Origin of the sequence: Cystobacter fuscus DSM 2262, from assembly GCF_000335475.2 — a bacterium.
Lineage (GTDB): Bacteria > Myxococcota > Myxococcia > Myxococcales > Myxococcaceae > Cystobacter > Cystobacter fuscus.
The window spans coordinates 615,964-635,012 of the sequence record NZ_ANAH02000004.1 but is presented as its reverse complement, the minus strand read 5'-3'; the positions used below and the strand labels follow the sequence as shown (position 1 = coordinate 635,012).

Annotated in this window: 19 protein-coding genes; 7 read left to right on the top strand and 12 right to left on the bottom strand. The window is 67.4% G+C overall.

Annotated features, from left to right (window positions below; genetic code table 11):
- Nucleotides 1–150: 150 nt before the first annotated feature.
- Genes D187_RS07285 through kdpF form a run of 6 tightly spaced genes read right to left on the bottom strand, consistent with a single transcriptional unit; the run spans nt 151 to nt 7,615 of the window.
- The gene (locus tag D187_RS07285) at nt 151–1,989 is read right to left on the bottom strand and encodes a HAMP domain-containing sensor histidine kinase (RefSeq protein ID WP_002628520.1); all 1,839 of its coding nucleotides are present in this window, start codon (nt 1,987–1,989) and stop codon (nt 151–153) included.
- Complete coding sequence (locus tag D187_RS07280) at nt 1,986–3,140, bottom strand: sensor protein KdpD (protein ID WP_002628518.1); 1,155 nt, start codon at nt 3,138–3,140, stop codon at nt 1,986–1,988. Before D187_RS07280 ends, D187_RS07285 begins: the two co-directional genes overlap by 4 nt.
- Nucleotides 3,140–3,739, bottom strand: coding sequence for a potassium-transporting ATPase subunit KdpC (gene kdpC / locus D187_RS07275; protein WP_002628516.1), 600 nt, complete (start codon nt 3,737–3,739; stop codon nt 3,140–3,142). Before kdpC ends, D187_RS07280 begins: the two co-directional genes overlap by 1 nt.
- Nucleotides 3,740–3,754: 15 nt before the next feature.
- A complete protein-coding gene (gene kdpB, locus D187_RS07270) occupies nt 3,755–5,794 on the bottom strand; it encodes a potassium-transporting ATPase subunit KdpB (RefSeq protein WP_002628514.1) in 2,040 nt (679 codons plus the stop codon).
- Nucleotide 5,795: 1 nt separating this feature from the next.
- The gene (gene kdpA, locus D187_RS07265; protein WP_002628512.1) at nt 5,796–7,514 is read right to left on the bottom strand and encodes a potassium-transporting ATPase subunit KdpA; all 1,719 of its coding nucleotides are present in this window, start codon (nt 7,512–7,514) and stop codon (nt 5,796–5,798) included.
- Between the two features lie 11 nt (nt 7,515–7,525).
- Complete coding sequence (kdpF, locus tag D187_RS07260; RefSeq protein WP_063724950.1) at nt 7,526–7,615, bottom strand: K(+)-transporting ATPase subunit F; 90 nt, start codon at nt 7,613–7,615, stop codon at nt 7,526–7,528.
- A gap of 341 nt (nt 7,616–7,956) precedes the next feature.
- Between kdpF and D187_RS56330 the strand changes: the two genes are divergently transcribed.
- A complete protein-coding gene (locus D187_RS56330) occupies nt 7,957–8,340 on the top strand; it encodes a C40 family peptidase (protein ID WP_002628508.1) in 384 nt (127 codons plus the stop codon).
- 112 nt (nt 8,341–8,452) lie between these two features.
- Here the strand turns inward: D187_RS56330 and D187_RS07250 are convergent, their stop codons facing one another.
- The 4 genes from D187_RS07250 to D187_RS07235 form a co-directional block, all read right to left on the bottom strand.
- Nucleotides 8,453–9,514, bottom strand: a complete 1,062-nt coding sequence (locus tag D187_RS07250) for a porin (RefSeq protein ID WP_002628506.1) — start codon at nt 9,512–9,514, stop codon at nt 8,453–8,455.
- A gap of 192 nt (nt 9,515–9,706) precedes the next feature.
- Nucleotides 9,707–10,123, bottom strand: a complete 417-nt coding sequence (locus D187_RS07245; RefSeq protein WP_043428615.1) for a hypothetical protein — start codon at nt 10,121–10,123, stop codon at nt 9,707–9,709.
- Between the two features lie 135 nt (nt 10,124–10,258).
- On the bottom strand, nt 10,259–10,957 hold the full coding sequence (locus tag D187_RS07240) for a DJ-1/PfpI family protein (protein WP_002628502.1): 699 nt from the start codon (nt 10,955–10,957) through the stop codon (nt 10,259–10,261).
- Nucleotides 10,958–11,201: 244 nt separating this feature from the next.
- Nucleotides 11,202–11,606 carry a DUF4145 domain-containing protein gene (locus tag D187_RS07235; RefSeq protein WP_002628500.1) on the bottom strand — a complete coding sequence of 135 codons (405 nt, stop codon included), beginning with the start codon at nt 11,604–11,606 and terminating at the stop codon, nt 11,202–11,204.
- 134 nt (nt 11,607–11,740) lie between these two features.
- Between D187_RS07235 and D187_RS07230 the strand changes: the two genes are divergently transcribed.
- Nucleotides 11,741–14,434, top strand: coding sequence for a hypothetical protein (locus D187_RS07230; RefSeq protein ID WP_002628498.1), 2,694 nt, complete (start codon nt 11,741–11,743; stop codon nt 14,432–14,434).
- Nucleotides 14,435–14,465: 31 nt separating this feature from the next.
- Here the strand turns inward: D187_RS07230 and D187_RS07225 are convergent, their stop codons facing one another.
- Entirely contained in the window at nt 14,466–15,230 is a 765-nt protein-coding gene (locus tag D187_RS07225) for a phospholipase D-like domain-containing protein (RefSeq protein WP_043428849.1), read from the bottom strand.
- Nucleotides 15,231–15,558: 328 nt separating this feature from the next.
- On the opposite strand from D187_RS07225, the gene D187_RS54825 reads away from it, so the two are divergent.
- Nucleotides 15,559–15,711 carry a hypothetical protein gene (locus D187_RS54825; protein WP_002628494.1) on the top strand — a complete coding sequence of 51 codons (153 nt, stop codon included), beginning with the start codon at nt 15,559–15,561 and terminating at the stop codon, nt 15,709–15,711.
- Between the two features lie 34 nt (nt 15,712–15,745).
- Nucleotides 15,746–15,901 carry a hypothetical protein gene (locus tag D187_RS54820; protein ID WP_002628492.1) on the top strand — a complete coding sequence of 52 codons (156 nt, stop codon included), beginning with the start codon at nt 15,746–15,748 and terminating at the stop codon, nt 15,899–15,901.
- A 12-nt stretch (nt 15,902–15,913) separates the two neighbouring features.
- Here D187_RS54820 and D187_RS07220 read toward each other — a convergent pair whose 3' ends face one another.
- The gene (locus tag D187_RS07220) at nt 15,914–16,567 is read right to left on the bottom strand and encodes a hypothetical protein (RefSeq protein WP_002628491.1); all 654 of its coding nucleotides are present in this window, start codon (nt 16,565–16,567) and stop codon (nt 15,914–15,916) included.
- A gap of 104 nt (nt 16,568–16,671) precedes the next feature.
- On the opposite strand from D187_RS07220, the gene D187_RS07215 reads away from it, so the two are divergent.
- The 3 genes from D187_RS07215 to D187_RS07205 all read left to right on the top strand — a co-directional run bounded on the left by D187_RS07215 (nt 16,672) and on the right by D187_RS07205 (nt 19,047).
- A complete protein-coding gene (locus D187_RS07215; protein WP_020917842.1) occupies nt 16,672–17,253 on the top strand; it encodes a GNAT family N-acetyltransferase in 582 nt (193 codons plus the stop codon).
- A 41-nt stretch (nt 17,254–17,294) separates the two neighbouring features.
- Entirely contained in the window at nt 17,295–17,555 is a 261-nt protein-coding gene (locus D187_RS07210) for an acyl-CoA-binding protein (RefSeq protein WP_002628486.1), read from the top strand.
- 73 nt (nt 17,556–17,628) lie between these two features.
- Nucleotides 17,629–19,047: a hypothetical protein gene (locus D187_RS07205; RefSeq protein WP_002628484.1), complete on the top strand. Its 1,419-nt coding sequence runs from the start codon at nt 17,629–17,631 to the stop codon at nt 19,045–19,047.
- Nucleotides 19,048–19,049: the final 2 nt, after the last annotated feature.

The following is a 19,049-nucleotide window of genomic DNA, read 5'->3' as shown; positions in this document are numbered from 1 at the left end:
AAGGGCTCCGCACACATCGCATCCCCCCTTCCTGGCTGTCTGGTGGAGCACATTCCAGCGGCAGCCGATGCTCAGATCTGTCAGCGACACGGCACCGAACACACCAGCACCTCGGGCGCGGAGAGAGGGACCAAGGCGTCCCTCTCAGTCCTACTCGTCCCGCCGCGAGCGCGGAAGCGAGAACCCGAAAGTGCTCCCCCGGCCCACTTCGCTCGTCAATCCCAGCTCGCCCCCGTGCGCCTGAACGATCTCCTGGGCGATGGACAAACCCAGTCCCGCGCTGCCCGTCCCGGCGCCCGGCACCCGGTAGAACTTCTCGAAGACGCGCGTCTGGTGCTCCGGGGCGATGCCCTCGCCCGTGTCCGCCACCTCGAAGCGGATGCGCGCCTCGCCGTCCCGCCGCGCCCGCACCACCACCTCGCCCTCGCGCGGCGTGTGCCTCACCGCGTTGGCCACCAGGTTGGAGAGCACCAATTGCAGACGCTCGGGATCCGCCTCCACCCGCGTGTCCTCCACCTCCGGCTCCGGCGCTTCCCGCAGGCGCACGCCCTTCTCCTCCGCCGCCATCCGATGCGGGGCGAGCGCCATCTCCAATACCTCGCGCGTGGACACGGGCCGCAATTCCAAGACTTCCCGGCCCGATTGCAGCTTGGACAAATCCAACAGGTCATCCACGATGCCCTGCAATCGCTCGCAGTCCTCGCGCGCCGCGTGGAGCAGATCCGCCTGCTTCTCCGTGATGGGGCCCGCCGCCTCCTCCACGCACAGATGGATGGCCATGCGCAGTGACGTGAGCGGCGTGCGGAACTCGTGCGCCACCGTGGCCACCAGATCGTTCTTCAGCTCGTCGAAGCGCCGCAGCCGCGTCACGTCCTGGAGGATGACCGTCGCGCCCACCACGCCACCGCCCTCGCCATACACCGGGCTGCCCCGCGGCAGGAGCCAGCGCGCCCCCTCGGGTGCCTCCAGCCGCACCGCCTCCTCGTAGCCGGTGGGCAGGTACGCGCCCTTGCCGCCCAGCACGTGCGCGCGCACCCGCTCGAGCACCGCGCGCACCTCGGGCCCCACCTGGCCCAGCGTCCCGCCCCCTTCCAAGGACAGACGCAATGACTCCTCCGCCGCGCGGTTGACGTTGAGCACGCCCCCCTCCACGCCAAACACCACCACCAGGTCCGGCAGGCTGTCGATCGCCGCCTGGGCCGATGCCTGCGCCTGGAGCAACTCGCCCAGGGAACTGCGTTGGTAGCGCTGGAGCGCCTCGGCCATGGCGTTGAAGTCCCGCGCGAGCCCGGCGATCTCATCCCCGCCCTCCACCACCGCGCGCGTGCCCAGGTCTCCCTCGCCCAGCCGCCGCACCGCCCCCGACAACACCCCCACCGGCCGCAGCGCCCGCTGGGTGAGCGAGGCCGAGGCCAGCAGTCCTCCCGCGAGCGCGCCCACCACCGCCAGCCCCATGAGCACGTTCACCCGCTGGCTCTGCCGCTGCTGGGCCTCGCTCTTGCGCACCATGGCGTCCTGGTTGAGCGCGAGAATGGCCCGCGCCGCCTCCCTCGCCCCCTGGAAGCCCGGCGCGAGCGTCTCGAAATACACCCCGCGCGCCTCGCCGGGCTCCAGACCGAGGAAGCGCTCGTATTGGCTCCGGTAGCCCGTCCAGGCCTCGCCCAGCCGACGCGTGGCCTCGGCCTCACCGGGCTCGGTGATGTTGCCCTCCTGGATGCGCAGCGTCGTCTCGAGCAGCGCCCGGTGGGCCTCCACCTGCTCCAGGCCCCGTCGCCGCTCGCCCGCCACGACGAAGAGCGCCGCGCTGTCCAGCCGCTCCAGGTGCTCGATGATGTCCTGCATGGCCAGCACGCTGCGGTAGTTGTCCGCGAGGATGTCCTGGCCGGCGCGCCCCAGCTCGCGCAGCGTGTTCACGGCCACCACCCCCACCAGCAACAGGGCGAGCGCCAGGGGCATCTGGGCCAGCAGCAGCTTGTGACGCAGAATCATGGCCGCCGCTCCTCGCGCGGGGGGTGGAAGGACACCACGTGGATGTCGATGCCCTCGCCTTCACGCAACAGCCGCACGTCCGAGGCGAGCCCCAACATGCGCCGCCACCAGGGCTGGCGCGAGCGGCCCACGATGATGTGCCCCACCCCGTGCGAGCGCGCGAAGTCCAGCAGCGCTCCCACGGGGTCTTCCGACTTGAGCCGCACCACCTCCGCGCCCAGCTCCCGCGCCATCTCGATGTTCGTCAGCAGGTGGCGCTGGGCCTCGGCGTCGATGAGGTGCGGGGCCTCGCGCGGCGTCTCCACGTACACGACGAACCAATCCGTGTTCAGCCGGCCCGCCATGCGCGAGCCGCGGCGCAGGAGCGTGGCCGCGTGCGGCGGGTTGCTGCTGAGCGCCACCATCAACCGGCCCCAGCCCCCGGGCTTCGGCGAGTCCTCCCCCGTGCGCGCCCGCGTGCCCGTGGCCCGGTCCAGGCTCTCCGCCACCTCGCGCAGCGCCAGCTCGCGCAACGTGGACAGGTTGTCCTGGCGGAAGAAGCTCTCCAGCGCGCCCGGCACCTTGTCCGCCGCGTAGATCTTCCCCGCCCGGAGCCGCTCGTGCAGGTCCTCCACCGCCAGGTCCAGGTTCACCACCTGGTCCGCGCTCTTGAGGAAGCTGTCCGGGAGCGTCTCGCGCACGCGCACGCCGATGTTGCGCTCGAGCAAGTCATTGAGGCTCTCCAGGTGCTGCACGTTGAAGGCGCCAATGACGTTGATGCCCGCGGCGAGCAGCTCCTCCACGTCCTGATAACGCTTGCGGTGGCGGCACGGGGGCGCGTTGGAGTGCGCCAGCTCGTCCACCACCACCACCTGGGGCTTGCGCGCGAGCACGCGGTCCAGGTCCATCTCCTCCACGGACACGTCGCGGTAGGTGAAGACGGCACGGGGAATGGACTCCAGTCCCTCGATGAGCGCCTGGGTCTCGGCGCGGCCGTGCGTCTCGACGAAGCCGAGCACCACGTCCACGCCCCGCTGACGCAGGGCATGGGCCTCCTCGAGCATGCGGTACGTCTTCCCCACGCCCGCGGCGAAGCCGATGTACAGCTTCAGCCGCCCGCGCCGGCCGCGCTCGACCAGCTCCAGGAAATCTTCCGCGCGCCCACGGGGCATCAAGACCCTCCGGCCAACGTAGCCGTCCCCAGACGGCGATCCAACGCCAGATTGAGCAGGAGCACGTTCACCCGGGGCTCGCCGAGCACGCCCAGCGTCCGCTCCTCGACGAGCGAGTCCACCACGGCCTGGACGCGCTCGGGCTCCACGCGGCGCGCCCTCGCCACCCGGGGCACCTGCCAGTGCACGGCCTCGGGTGACAGGTGGGGATCCAACCCCGAGCCGGACGCCGTGACGAGCTCGGTGGGCACCGGCCCCGGGGCCTCGGGGTTGTCCTGACGCAGGCGCTCGGCGTCGGCCGCGACGCGCTCCCGCAGCTTCTGGGAAGTCGGCCCCAGGTTGCTGCCCGAGGAGGCGGAGGCATCGTACCCGGCGCCCGCCGCGGAGGGACGGGGCTGGAAGTAGCCCGCGCGGGAGAAGCCCTGGGCGAGGAGGGCACTGCCCACCACCTGGCCCCGGTCATCGGTGACGAGCGAGCCCTGGGCCTCGTGGGCGAAGAGCACCTGGGACAGGCCGGTGACAGCCAGGGGGTAGAGCAACCCGGTGAGGGCGAAGGTGACGAGCGTGGCGCGCAGGGCGGACAGCAGGGAGGAGAGCATGGAGGGAGTCCTTTCTCAGGCGAGGCCCACGGCGGTGAGCACCACGTCGATGGCCTTGATACCGATGAAGGGCACGAGCACGCCGCCCACGCCGTAGAGCAGCAGGCTGCGGCGCAGGAGCGCGGCGGCGCCCAGGGGGCGGTAGCGCACGCCCCGGAGCGCGAGCGGGATGAGGGCGATGATGATGAGGGCGTTGAAGATGACGGCCGAGAGGATGGCGCTGTAGGGCGACGTGAGGCCCATGATGTCGAGGGGGCGCATCTCCGGGAAGACGCCGAGGAAGAGCGCGGGGAGGATGGCGAAGTACTTGGCCACGTCGTTGGCGATGGAGAAGGTGGTGAGCGTGCCGCGCGTCATGAGCAGTTGCTTGCCCACCTCCACCACCTCCAGGAGCTTGGTGGGGTTGGAGTCCAGGTCCACCATGTTGCCGGCCTCCTTGGCGGCCTGGGTGCCGGTGTTCATCGCCACGCCCACGTCGGCCTGAGCGAGCGCGGGCGCGTCGTTGGTGCCATCGCCCGTCATCGCCACGAGCTTGCCCTTGGCCTGCTCGGCGCGGATGAGCGCGAGCTTCGCCTCGGGGGTGGCCTCGGCGAGGAAGTCATCCACTCCGGCCTCGCGGGCGATGGCCCCCGCGGTGCGCGGGTTGTCGCCGGTGATCATCACCGTGCGGATGCCCATGGCGCGGAAGCGCTCGAAGCGCTCCTTGATGCCGCCCTTCACCACGTCCTTGAGGTGGATGAGGCCCAACACCCGCACCCCATCCGCCACCGCCAGGGGGGTGCCGCCCGCGTCGCCGATGCGCGCCGCCGTCTCGCGCAGCTCCGGCGGCACGGTGGCCCCCTGGGACTCCACGTACCGGATGACGGCGTCCACCGCGCCCTTGCGGATGGCGCGAGGGTGAGGATCCACGAGGTCGCACCCGCTCATGCGCGTCTGGGCGGAGAACGCCACGAAGGTGGCCTGGTGCGCCTGGAGCTCGCGGGGACGCATCTTGTAGGTGTCCTTCACCAGCACGACGATGGAGCGGCCCTCGGGCGTCTCGTCCGCGAGGCTCGCGAGCTGCGAGGCCTCGGCCAGGTCCTCCATGCGCACGCCCGGCAGGGGGAGCAGCTCCGTGGCCATGCGGTTGCCCAGGGTGATGGTGCCCGTCTTGTCGAGCAGCAGCGTGTCCACGTCTCCCGCCGCCTCCACCGCCCGGCCGCTCATGGCGAGCACGTTCTTGCGCAGGAGCCGGTCCATGCCCGCGATGCCGATGGCCGACAGCAAGCCGCCGATCGTCGTGGGAATGAGACACACGAGCAGCGCCACCACCGCCGTCCCCGACAGCCTCACCCCCGAGTAGAGCGCGAGCGGCACCAGCGACACACACGCGAGCAGGAAGACGACGGTGAGCCCCACCAGGAGGATGTGCAGGGCGATCTCATTGGGCGTCTTCTGCCGCGCCGCGCCCTCCACCAGGCCGATCATCCGATCCAGGAAGGACTCGCCCGGGTTCGCGGTGATGCGCACCACGATGCGGTCGGAGAGCACCTTGGTGCCGCCCGTCACGGACGAGCGGTCTCCACCGGACTCCCGGATGACGGGGGCGGACTCGCCGGTGATGGCGGACTCGTCCACGCTGGCGATGCCCTCCACCACCTCGCCATCCCCGGGGATGAGGTCTCCCGCCTCGCACACCACGCGGTCGTCCTTGCGCAGGTCCGGCGCGGACACCCGCTCCTCGCGTCCATCCACGAGCCTGCGCGCGGGCGTGTCCCGGCGCATCTTGCGCAGGGCACCCGCCTGGGCCTTGCCCCGGCCCTCGGCCACGGCCTCGGCGAAGTTGGCGAAGAGCACGGTGAACCACAGCCAGAGCGTCACCCCCACGGTGAACCACGCGGGCGTGGCGTCGGGCCCCGGGGCCACGAGGTCCTTCACCACCAGCACCGTGGTGAGCACACTGCCCGCCCACACCACGAACATCACGGGGTTGCGGGCCACGTGCCGGGGGTGAAGCTTGCGCAGGCTGTCCAGACTGGCCTGCTTGAGGAGCGCCGGTTCGAGGAGCGAGGACATGTCAGAACGCCTTTCCGGCCCCGGCGAGGAAGTGCTCGACGAGGGGACCGAGGGAGAGAGCGGGGAAGAAGGTGAGCGCGCCCACGATGACGACGACGCTCACCAACAGCCCCGTGAAGAGTCCGCCGTGGGTGGGGAAGGTGCCCGGGCCCGCCGCCACGACCTTCTTGCCCACCATGCCGCCCGCGAGCGCCAGCACCGGGACGATCATCAGGAAGCGCCCGGCGAGCATGGACAGGCCGAGGCTCACGTTCCAGAAGGGCGTGTTGGCGTTGAGGCCGGCGAAGGCACTGCCGTTGTTGGCCGTGCCGCTGGTGAAGGCATACAGCAGCTCGGACAGGCCATGGGGCCCGGCGTTGTTGAGCGAGGACACGCCCTGGGGAAGCACCGCCGCCACCGCGCTCAGACCGAGGATGACGAGCGGGAAGATGAGCACGTACAACATGGCGAGCTTCATCTCGCGCGCCTCGATCTTCTTGCCGAGGTACTCGGGCGTGCGGCCCACCATGAGGCCGGCGATGAAGACGGCGAGCACCACCATGACGAGGATGCCGTAGAGGCCCGCGCCGACGCCGCCGAAGATGACCTCGCCCAACTGCATGTTCACCAGGGGCACCAGCCCCCCGAGCGGCATGAAGCTGTCATGCATGGCGTTGACGGCGCCGCACGAGGCATCCGTGGTGACGGTGGCGAAGAGGGCCGAGGCGGCGATGCCGAAGCGCACCTCCTTGCCCTCGAGGTTGCCGGCGGGAGCCACCTGGGCGGCGGCCACGGCGGGGTTGGACGCGGACTCGGCGGCGTAGGCCACCGTCACCCCCACGAGGAACAGGAAGCTCATTGCCGTGAGGAGCGCCCAGCCCTGGCGCGTGTCCCCAGCCATCCGGCCATAGGTGTGCGTGAGGGCCGCGGGGAGGAGGAAGATGGAGAGCATCTGCACCAGGTTGGTGAGCGGCGTGGGGTTCTCGAAGGGGTGGGCGCTGTTGGCGTTGAAGAAGCCGCCGCCATTGGTGCCGAGCATCTTGATGGCCTCCTGCGAGGCCACCGGCCCGAGCGCCAGCGTCTGCTTCACGCCCTCCAGCGTCGTCAGCTCGCGCGAGGGCGCGAACGTCTGCGGCACGCCCTCGGCCACGAGGAAGAGCGCGTAGACGAGGCACAGCGGCAGGAACACGTAGAGCAGGCCGCGCACCAGATCGACCCAGAAGTTGCCCAACGTTTTGGAGCCCTCGGGACCGGGCCGCCGGGTGAAACCCCGGGCGAGTGCCAGCGCCACACCGAGGCCCGCCGCCGCGGACGTGAAGTTGTGCGTGGCGAGCCCCAGCATCTGGCTGAGGTAGCTCAGCGTGGACTCGCCCGCGTAGGACTGCCAGTTGGTGTTGGTGGTGAAGCTCGCCGCCGTGTTGAAGGCGAGCTCCGGCCCCACCGAGGGAAGGCCCTGGGGATTGAGCGGCAGCACGTGTTGCAGGCGCAGCACCGCGTAGGTGGCGAGCATGCCCACGAGGCTGAAGGACAGGAGCGCCAGCGTGTACTGCCCCCACGTCTGCTCGCGCGCCGGGAAGGCGCCGCACAGCCGCAACAGCAGGCGCTCCACGGGGCCGAGCACCCGGGGAAGGGGTTGCTCGGGTCTCTCGAAGACCCGGAAGAGGTAGGCGCCCACGGGCCGCGTCAACGCGAGCACCAGGGCGAGGAAGAGGAGGATCTGCGACCAACCGAGGAGACTCATGGCTGTCTTTCCTAGAAGCGCTCGGGCCGCAGCAGGGCGTAGACGAGATAGACGGTGAGCAGCACCGCGAGCACGGCACCGGCGACGTAATCGAAGGTCATGGACGATGACTTCCTTTCACGTGCTACCCAGAGCACACGCCGTGCCCGTCTCCCCCCACTCCTCCCGCTCGTGATTCCAGGGGCTTGGGCGCGGCCACATGTCCCCCGGGTTGCACCTTGCACGATGGGCCGCTCGCGGCCGTGCGACTTACACGAGGGGGGCCCGTCCTCTCGCGGCGGGGACTCGACGCGCGTGGTCCGTACGAGCAGCGCGTCCCGCTCGGCGAGCGTGCATCCGTCTGGCAATCGACAAAACCACCCGAGCTCCCCCAGCCGAGCGGCCTCTTCACGTTAGACTTCACTCTGCGTACGACGTGCCCTCCCCCACAAAAGGAGCAGACATGCCCACCTCGCATGAAGTCAAATCCATCGCCGGCAAGTGGACGAACACGCCTTACGAGTTTGGTGGCGGGGATGGCAATGGCATCGACTGCTCCCACTTCGTCTGGGAAGTCCTCAAGGAAGCGGGGTATGCCAATGCCCCCTACACGCAAGCCACGGACATTGCCCGTTCACCCTCCTTTTCCCGCATCAGTCCAAACGAAGTGAGGGAGGGTGACATCGTGCATTTCAGCGGCGGCAGCGATCACATGGGCATCGTGGTCGACGCGAAGGCGGGCACCTTCATCGGCGCGCAGAGCAGCACGGGCGTTGCCCCGGCGAGTTACGTCCGGGACTACTGGTCTGGACGGCGCCCGACGTTCTACCGATACGTGGGCAAGTGAGTGGCTGGGAAGCGGCAGCCGTTCACAGGCGCTCGCAGCCGCGGGCGTAGGCCCACGTGAGCGCGAAGAAACCAACGGTCACCAGCAGCAGGGCGGCATCCATGGGGGGCTCCTAGAAAAACGCGGTGGCTCCGGCCACCACGAGGGTCTGGGTGGAACGTGGCGGAGGGCCGCCAAAGACATCCGCACGGGAACGGTCGTGCCGCGCCTCCAGCTTGAGGACGAGGTGCTCCACGGGCCGCACCTCGAGGGTGAGGGTGCCCTCCACGAGCCGCTGGACGGTGCCGCTGATGAGGCCGCTCCGGTCATCGAACAGCTCGGCGCGAGCGGCCACGGCCACGGGCCCGGCCACCTGGAAACGGCCGTTGAGCGCGGCGGCGTACCAGACGGCGGCGGGCTGGCCGGGGCGCCTCTGGGTCCCCACGTCCGCGGTGGCCGCGAGGCTCAGCACCTCCGTCACCCGCAGAGTGGCCACCAGGTCGCCGAAGAGCCTCAGACCCGCGTCACCGCCCGAGCCCTCCTCGCCGATGAAGGTGTTGAAGGAGGCCGACAGCCGCTCGCCCGCGTAGGCCACCTGCGTGCCCAGGGCCTTGCCACGGTTGTTCTCGCCGATGGTCTGCCAGCCATTGAGCACGTGGAGCTGCGCGCTCCACTCCTTCGAGAACGTCCACGTGCCCTTGAGCCCCGCCTGGTAGTAGGGCGACAGCTCGCCCATCCACGAGCGGGTGTACGTCCAGTTTCCCTGCGAGGGCAGCACCTCCAGGCCGATGTGACTCGGATAGATGCCCGCCTCCAGCGCGAGGGGCCCGTGCACATAGGACACGGACGCCTGCTGGAGCAGCCGCCACACCTCGGGACCGCTGCCGGGGGCCTCGGGCTCGGCGGCGTGCACCACGTCCACCGCGGTGCCCAGGCCCACCAGGACATGGAAGCCCACGGGCGCGGGCTCCAGACTCACCCCCAGACTGGCCAGGTTGAGCGTGAAGGCGTTGTCGCGCAGGGCGGTGGTGCCCGTGCCGGGAAGGAAGTTGGCGCCACCGGCCGGGCGGTTGGAGTTGTAGCCGTAATAGACGTCCGCCCCGCCCTCCACCTTCAGGCGCGAGGCGAGGGACTCGGCCGGAGACTGACCGAGCAGCAGGGACGACAACAGGGGCGCGAGGCAAGAAGGAGCCATGGTGTGCCCCGTCCCAAGAGCACGCGCCGTACCCGGTGCCCTGCCTCCTCCCCCTCGTGATTTCGCGTATTTGGGAGAGGGCCCACCGCTCCCGGGTTGCACCTTGCACGATGGGCCCCTCGCGGGCCGTGCGCCCTACACGAGGGGGCCCGTGAAATCAGAACAGGGACGCGAGGCAGGGAGGAGCCATGCTCAGGGCAATGGCATATCCTCATCGCGGATGCGCAAGGTGTAATGGGTGAGTCCGTAGAGCCGCGAGTCCTTGCGCTCACGGTGCCAGGCTTCGACGCGTATCGGCTCCTGCAGGTAGACCCTGCCGCCGGTATCCACCCGATAGATCGCCAGTGAGGCGAAGGTATCCGTGGGCAAGGGATTCACGCCGAAGTGGCTGTCGGAGAACAGCTCCCTCACCGTACCGCTCGGGACAGACTTCTGCCCGGTCTCACTGTCAAGCTGCGGGCTCGTCTTCCACTCGACGCGCAGCGCATGGCTCGACTGGTTGTCCAGGAAGTAGGTCGCGACCCCCACCTCTTCGTAGACGGTCTGCCGCGGCCCACAGCCAAGGGAGAGGACAACGGGACACCATCGGAGCATCAGGCGGATGTTCATGCCCGCGCCATTCAGCAAGGAGCGAGCCAAGGGCACGCCGAGGGACACGACAGGCCCGCTCGCGGAGGGACGTCGCTAAAAAGCGAGAGAGCCTGACATCGCCACCCTGGCGCCAGGGGTGTCCCCGGCGGCCGCTCAGGTGCTCGTCGCGCGGAGTGCGGCCTGAGCGCCTCGCAGCATCTGCTGGTTCAACGGCTCGAGGAAGTCCAGGACCTGCTTCACGATGCGGGGCTCGGCGGTCTTGGGCGTGCCCGAATCGAAGGGAGGCTGTGGGTCGTACTCCAGCATGAGCTGCGTGCTCTTCGCGGCATCCTCCCCGAGAAGTTGCGCCAGGAGCACCAGCCCGAAATCGATCCCCGCCGTCACCCCTCCGCCGGAGATCCGGTTGCGGTCGACCACGACGCGCGCCTGGACCGCTTCCGCTCCAAACATCGGAAGCAGTTCGTGCACGGCCCAGTGCGACGTGGACTTGTACCCCCGGAGCAGACCCGCCGCCCCCAGGAGGAGCGACCCCGAGCACACGGACGTCACGTATCGGGCTCGTGCCGCCCGGTTCGCGAGGAAGCGGAGAATCTCCGGGTCCTCCATGGCCTGCGGCGTGCCGAACCCACCCGGCACGAACAGGATGTCCAGGTCGTCCGGGCAGTCACCGAAGGTCGTGGTCGGGTTGAGGCTGATCCCCGTGTCGGTGGAAACCGCGTCGAGCGTCTTCCAGAGGAGGTGGGTCTTCCCATGCAGGCCCAGCACGCCCTGGGGACCGGTCAGGTCCAGGAGCGTGAAGTCCGGGTAGAGCAGCATTCCAATCTGGAGCGGCGGCGGTTGTGTCTGATTCATTTCGCTTTCCCTCTTATGGGTCATCGCCGTGCCCGATGTGGAGTCTGGCTTCACAGGCACGAGGATGTTCGTGATTAAGCCTGGGACTTCCCTCCCCCGCGAGTGGCCGAAACGACAACTTCCGACGGATTCTGGCCACGGGAAGAAACGGGGCATGGCCCCACGCTCCGTCCCGAGTCCCTACGTGGTGGGCCTGCTCCCCTTGCTGAGTTGGCGAGGCGAAGTGGGCCAGGGCTGATTTCGCTCATCGGCGTGGGGGAATGGCGGACCTCAAGGCTTCCACCCGTGCCTCTGGAAAGTATGAGACGCGCAGCAGGGTCTCGATGAGACCCAAGATGAGCCGAGCCTCGGCCTCCTCCAGTTCCAGTCCGCGATGCAATACGGCGTTCCCCACCTCCACCACGACCTGAAGCTGCCGCCGAAGGCGGTGGGTGATGAACCCCGCGTCCTTGAGGGCACGGAGTGACTCGCCCGGGTTGCCGCTCTCGCCAAGCAGATCTCGAGCAACCCGCTCGATGAGGGTTCGTGCAGCGGGAGCGATCAGCGTATAGCGGCCCGACCCCATGGAGCCCAGAGCCGCAGTCCACATTGCCGTCACGGAGTCGGGCAGGAGATCGCACCAGTACTGGCCACCGTCGAGAGTCGTCATGGAACACCTCTTCGTCATGCTTGAGATGGCCTGAAGTTATAGGAGGGCGTCACTGCTTCCAATCGTCCCAGAATCTCGCTCAACTTGAGTCCAATTTGGACGAGACTTGAGGTGTCCAGGAGGAGCAACAACCCATGGGGTGGATTCGCGAGCGAATGGAGCAGCTAGAGCCCCCGAGCACCAGCGTTAGCGAGCTGGCACAGCGGGTGCGCAAGGCGCACGCCTGGCCTCGAGGCAAGAAACTCAAGGCGACGTCGCTGGCGACGTACCTGGGGAAGTTCGACGAGGGCCAATCACTGGAGTGGCTCGATCAACATCCCGAGGTGTCCCGCGCCCTCGCTGAAGCCCTGGAAATGGCCCCGGAGGAATTGAACGAACAGTTGGCGGAACTCCAAGCCAACAAGCTCGCCCCCGGCGCGAAGCTCCGGCTCCGCGATGTGCAGACACGACCGTTGGACCTGAGGCATGAGCCGCTACCACCCGGAATTCGGATGGAGGTTCAAGACCCGGCCTTCTGGCCCTTGTGGTGGTACGCGCCCAGTGGCTCGGGACGGACACTGGTGGGTCAGTGGCTCCAAGCACGTGGGCTGGCGGTCTTCATTCAGGCCAGGACATGGGCTGAGGCCGAGCAGCAACTCCCGGCCAATGGCCACCCGGTATTCGTCGAACTGGACTCCGCGGAAGAGGCTCCCGACTGGGAGCAGAGGTGGGAAGAATGGAAGATCTGCGTGGCCACCGAGTCTCTTCCCTCCGCACCGCCAGAGAACCGCCCAGAGGAGGATGAGGAGCGTCTCTTCCGCAAACCACCGCCCAACTGGAGACTCGTGAAGAACGCCAGCGCTCCTGAATGGATTGACGATTTTCTCGAATGGCTCGAGGAGCGTGTCACCGTGAAGAGGTTCGATGCGAGGGCGTTCCGCCAATGGCTCTCCCAGTCCACCATTCTCAACCGCATCGACAACGTCGGCACCGCATTGGGACTGGCGGGGCTCTTCGCAACCTATGGCCGGAAGGATGGCACGGGCCCTCTCGCCAAGACACAAGACCTATCCGAAATGGCGAAGCTCTTCCTGCGCATGCTCATCCAGCATCGCGAGAATGAAGTAGACCTCCCGGTACCCAAGCTCTGGGAGCGGTTGTCATACCTGAGCCACTCCCTGCTCCAAGACGGCTCAGCCCCCTCCCATGAGGCACGTACACTCGATGCATGGCACGCGCTCGTCCGAGTCAGGCCCGACAGGGTTGACCTCGAGTGGCTGGAGACACTCGCGGAAAACGGGTTGAAGGTGGACAAGGCGCACCTCGACAAGGCACGCACCCAACTGCCTGCGGATGCATTCCGAACCGTGAAGGCATTACGCAGCCTCGGACTGCTGCGCGAACGGCAACCCGGGCAGTATGCCTTTCGTCCACCCTGGGTCTTGGAAGCACTGCTCCAACACTCCCTCCTGGAGCTCCTCGGACAAGGGCCCGAGGCATGGGGAGGAGTGCTGCTCCGGCAGGAACACGCCGTCACGGTGTTCAAAGAGCTGTTCGAGCGCTGCCGGAGGAAGGACTTCACCCTCGTGGAGCAGCTACTCGCTCGACCCGCGCCCACCGCTCCCGCCTGGGTCGCGGGACTTGAGGCAGCCTTTCGCGCACTTGGATTCGCCTCACTCCTGGGCGTACAAATCCCCGAAGACCTTCGTTGGAACATCCTGCGACACCAGCGGGCGCTCACCATCCCCACCCATGACGGAATACCTCTGCCAAGAATCACTTACGCCCATAAGTCCGAGCAAGAAGAACCGCTGCTCGATCGCGGGCTCTGGTACACTGCCCTGTTGTCTCTCACCGAGGCACTGCCGCCACGCAGCGAACTCTCGATTGAAGACTGGTGCGCCACGATGTCCGAGCAGACGCGGATCTGGTTGTTGGACATGGCCGCCTGCCGGACTGCTCAAGAGAAGGGCGCCCGTTCCACTGATTGGTGGCTACCCCTCCTGGAACTGGGGGGCCGGCTGATGAACAGGCTTCATCTCTTCAATGACTCAGCCTCCCGGATTCCTGAATTGGCCCAACCTGAGTATCTGCTCAGACGACTCCAGAGCAAGGACTTGACGCTAAGCGAATTGGAAGGATACTTCACTTGGCGCGAACTCGGCATCGTCCTGCCCGATTACGTCCGGCGTCGCGGCCTGGAGTGGGAAAGGCTCGCCCGAAGGATCTGGGATATCTGGCTCAAGGAACGCCATGACAAGCAGCTTCCTCAGTTCCTTGCTCCTGTAGCACCGCACGCGCAACTATTATGGACGACACTGCCCGCAGCCGTCGTCGAAGTCTTCGTCGAAGATAGGCATTACCACTCCATGTTCCGGCAGGAGTCCATGTTTCCCTTCTTCCAGCGCGAACACTGGAATGTCTTTCTCCGAGGCTGGACGGGTTCGGGTGGTATCTCCCGGTCCAAGACAGGCTACTCTCAACTCACCGCGCTCCAGATGATGCCCGAGGAACACGTTCGGCAGGCCATCCGCGCCGGCTATCCCGATGCCTATGATCACTCCAGCCGAAGGCTGCTGTGGCGGCGCTGGCCCGAGGTGCTCTGTGAGGAAGTCGAGCGCCTGTTACAACAAGGGCACTGGGAGACAGCCCTGCACCAGGCATGGGCCGCTCCTGCCCACCTGGTTGCACGCCTGCTGGTGAGTGCTGAGCAGGGGATGGCGCAGTCTTCCGCCCCTCCCCCCCCCATGGTGGCTCGATGGCTCCATGGCCAGATTGCCGAGCGGGTTCCGGGCTGGGACAAGGCGTGGGTGCTCCTGGAACGGCTTATGCCCTCCACGGCCTCCTGAAGGCGGCGCCCGTTCAACCCCTCACGACATCTCAGCCGACCACCCTCCGATAGCAGCTCCGGCACAGGGGCTTGTTCATGGTGGCGGGGAACTCCTTGCCACAGCCATGACAGAACCTATCTTCATAGTCCGCGTTCTCGTACTCAGCCCACTTCTGGAAGTCGTTCCAGCAATATGGCTTTTCTGGGTTGAGTGCAATCCCGGTGGCACACCGGATGCACACCCCTTGCATCGCAACTGGAGCACGAGAGCGTTCCGTCTGCTTGGCGCTCCTGGTGGAATGGGTGTCTCCACCAGCGTTGGTGGCCGCCCGCTTCTTGATGTCTTCGCCAGAGAGGAGGTGTGGCTCGATCTCCTGGCCGATGAACTTCCTCACCAGTGCCACGTCCGCGGGCTCCTGCGACCAAAGCCCCACCTCGATACTGGAGAGGAACGAGGAGGAGAGCAGGTTCAGCGAGGAGATGATGACCTCGGACTCCGACCAGTACAGCTTCGCATGGAGCTTTGGGAGAACACGGATGAGCAGGCCCCGTGCGGTGAGTTCCTCAAGGTACTCACTGTAGGTCCGGACGAGGGCCTGGAAATCGTCATCGAGCCGAAAGATCAGGGTGACGGAGACCTTGTTGTTCAGCGCCGCACGAATGGCTTGACCGATCCGGTCTTCTCTTCCCAACGTGACGTAGGGAGAAACGAGCAACACCTGTTTGCGTGCGTTCTTGATGAGCGAGACGAGCTTGCTGATGGTCTCGTCTGTATTCAGTAGAGTCAGGTTCATATCATCACCATGTTCGAACATCTCCGCTTGCCGGCTCAGGCGCTTGCGCTCCTCCCAGTGCCAAGCATCACTCGGCGCCTCGCACACTAGCTGTAGCGTGAAGTTCTTTCAAAGGGCATGACCCCTCGTTCCGTCCCGAGCCTCCCCCACTCTGGCTCCTCTTGCTGGTGAGCCTCGCCACCGCCTGCGTCGTGCATCGCGGTCCGGTGGGACCCGTCACGGCCTCCTCCATCTCGAAGGGAGATCCCCCCCTACGTGGTGGGCCTGCGTCCCTTGCGCCCCCCGTCCCCCGAAGCCACGGCCGAGGCGAAAGCGCAGCAATCCCCTGGAGGAATCCCTTCTGCCCCAGATGATGAGGGACCGGCCCACCGAGGTGCGCCAGACGCTCGAGGTGCTCGTCGTCCGGAAACCCAAGGACTGGGTGGGCGAGTTGGATAAACAGGCCCTGTGGGCGGCGGCGAAGAACGCCGATGACCATTTGGAGCGCATCCAGAACTGCTAGGCTCACTACCTCCTGGGCGAGGGCCCTCTCGGGCGTGCTCCCTGGCCATGCGGGAGTCCCCGACCGGAACGAGGCGCGGCAACACTTCGAGGCCGCGATCGCCACGTTCCACCAGCCCGCCTACAACCTGACGGACGCACGGCTGGAGCAGCTCGCGCAGCCTGAGGGCACCACGTCCTCCCGGCGGTGACGCCAGCACCCGTCAGAACAACCGGACTCCCGCGGAGAACACGGTGCCGAGGCCCAGGCGGACCCACTGGCGATCCTCCTGGGTGAACGCGTACGAGCCACGGGTGAGGGAGAGCGCGTAGAGGCCAGAGGCGAAGCGGAGCCGGGCCTCGCAGCCCACGAAGAACCGCGACGAGAGGAAGTAGTTGCCGCCCACGGCGAGGCCGAAGGCCAGACCGCGACCCCGCCCCTCGTACCGGAACTCCGGGGCGTCGCGGAGGATGCGCGCCTCCATCACGCCCCCGAGCAGGGCGCCCTGGAGGTCCACCTTGCCCTGGCTCTTGCCCGGCCAGGTGAAGTGGTAGCCCAGGCGGCCGAGGACGTGGACGTCGCGAGTCGACACGCGCTCCAGGGCCAGGACGCCGGAGAGCGAGCACGCGAGCAGACATTGCCGGAGGCCGAGCTGCGCGCCCACGGAGAGCGTTCCAGGGCCGAGCCCGACCACGCCGACTTCCGTGCTGGCACCGGCCTCGAAGGAGGGAGGGATGAACGAGAGTCCCCCTTCGGCGTGCACATCGAGCTGCCCCGGACGCATCAACCGGGAGGGCTCCTGGGCCAGGGCGCTCGAGGGAGCCACCAGCCAAACCAGCAGCAGCAGGCCGCGCACGGGGAGAAAGGAGAAGGTCATGACCGGGTCCTCGCCCGTGAGCACGGGGCTGGACAAGTCAGGAGCCGTTCAGGATGTTCGCCGTTCGATTTCACACGTGCCACCCCGGGGGGGCCCCAGACGCCATGCATCTGCCCACGTTGGAAACGAAGAGGCTGCGGATCCGCCCATTGCGGATGGAGGACCTGGACGACTGCCATCGGCTCTACGTCGACATCGGCTGGGCGGACCAGGCGGTGGGCGAGGACGAGAACCTGAAGCGGCGCCGCGAGTGGCTGGAGTGGACCGTGCGCAACTACGAGCAGCTCGCGCGGCTGTACCAACCCCCCTATGGAGAGCGCGCGGTCGAGCTCGAGGAGAGCGGCCAGTTCGTGGGACTGGTGGGCCTCGTGCCGTTGCTGGCCCCCTTCGGCCAGTTGCCCTCGTTTGGGAGAGTGGAAGGCGCGCGCTTCTCCGCGGAGGTCGGGCTGTTCTGGGCAACGGCACCAGCCTGGCAGCGGCGGGGATACGCCACGGAAGCGGCTCGCGCGCTGGTGGCCCATGCCTTCGACCACTTGAAGTTGGGCCGGATCCTGGCGGGGACCCAGCGGGACAACACCGCCTCGCTCGACGTGATGCGCCGGCTGGGGATGCGCATCGAGGAGAATCCGTTTCCCGAGCCCCCCTGGTTCGAGGTCACCGGCATCCTGGAAGCGGCTTCCTGGTAGGGTCGCGGGCGCAGCCGTCCCCCTCTCTTGGGAGAGTCCCCATGTCCGACCTGAATACCCGGTTCCAGGAAGCGCAAGTCCAGGTGAAGACGCTGACGAAGCGTCCCGACAACGACACCCTGCTCCAGCTCTACTCCCTCTTCAAGCAGGCCACGGAGGGCGAGGTGAAGGGGTCGCGTCCGGGCATGATGGACTTCACCGGCCGCGCTAAGTACGACGCCTGGGCCAAGCTCAAGGGCATCGCGCCCGACACGGCCAAGCAGCGCTATGTGGAGCTGGTGAATCGCCTGTTGGGGAAGTGAGGCGCGCCACTCGTTCTCGCCAGCGCAGGTCCGCCCCAGCAAGGCCCCCATTCCGCCTATAGTCAGCCGACGCATGAACACGTTCGAGTGCCGGAGCTGCAAGAACCAGTTCCAGAACAGGGCGCCCATCTGCCCCTCCGGCGCGAGTCACACCGTGGTGCTGCGCAGGGCAGCCCAGCCGCAGATCCTGCCGGCGCGCAACAACCTCGCGGCGAATACGCCGACGGTGAAGACGGAGGGCCCGGCTGCTGACGCGCCTCTCGGACCAGGAGATTGGACGGAGCGCGATCGTGAGAATTGCACCCAACGCTGGAAGGACGCCTGCCTCTACAACCTGAGGGCGAACAACTTCCGTCGCTACACCCGCATCATCGAGCGCCGGGACTTCTACAGCTGGTTCTACAGATACTCCGTCGATCAAGGATTGAAGACACGATGGGCGCTCGCCGCGTCCATCGTTGCGACGGGTGCGTATGAGGTCGCCATCATGAGCCCGGGTCTCGAGGACCTGGGGCGTATGGCCGATACCGTCAGCAACGATCTCCAGGCGATGATGCGCGAGGGCAATCAGGTCATCTTCGACAACGTTTTTCCCAAGCTTCGCACGCTTCTGAACCTCCGCGGGATGACTGAGCAAGCGGCCCGCGATTGGGACATGGGAACCCTCTCCGAGGAGCAGACGCTCATCCAGCCGCTCTACCAGGGGGTCTCCCAGGCGACGCGCACCCAGCTCAATCGGATTGCCCGCTTGCAGGGGCTACCTGGCGCCGTTGCGAACTTCTCGCCCAGCGCCGAAGTGGATGACGCTCCTCCGTACGTCCGGGGTGGTCGCGTCCCGGCATTCGCGGGTACCGCGCTCACCTCCATCGATGAACGCTGGCACTACGGGATGGTTCTGGCCAACATGTTCACCCCCGGTGGTACGGGCTACAACCCCGCCATCCACAGGCGCCCCGCGCCCCCGGCTGGCTATCTGAATGGCGCTGAGCTCGCCCGGGTGCGCATCCGTCCCCACCTCCACCGGCTCGACGCCGCGCTCGATGGTGGCGCTTTTGGCGCGACGTGGCTCTCACGGGAGGTGGAGGCCATCCTGAAGCGGTTGACGCCCGCCGAGCAGGCCGAGATCCTCCGGGACCGGCGGCCCGACGGAGGGGGCCGTTATTCGGTGCGCCTCCGCATCCTCAATCGCCGCACCATGTGCTCGGTTCTGGCCACCTGGCGCAGCAATCTCGAGGCCCAGATGCGCTTCCTGAGCGCGCACATCGGCGGGGAGAACAACGGACCGTGGTACGAGATGGAGTACAGCGACATCGCTCCCATCATCCGCCCCTTCAGCCAGGCCGAAAAGAACCGGCTCCATACCCCGGAGTGGCAGCGGCTCTTCACCCTCGTCTGTGACAACAGGACCATTGCCAGCGCCGCGCGGGACCTGGGTCTCCCGGAGCCCCTCCGGACGCAGTGGATCTCCCAGGAGAGGCGCCTCTGGCCTTGAAT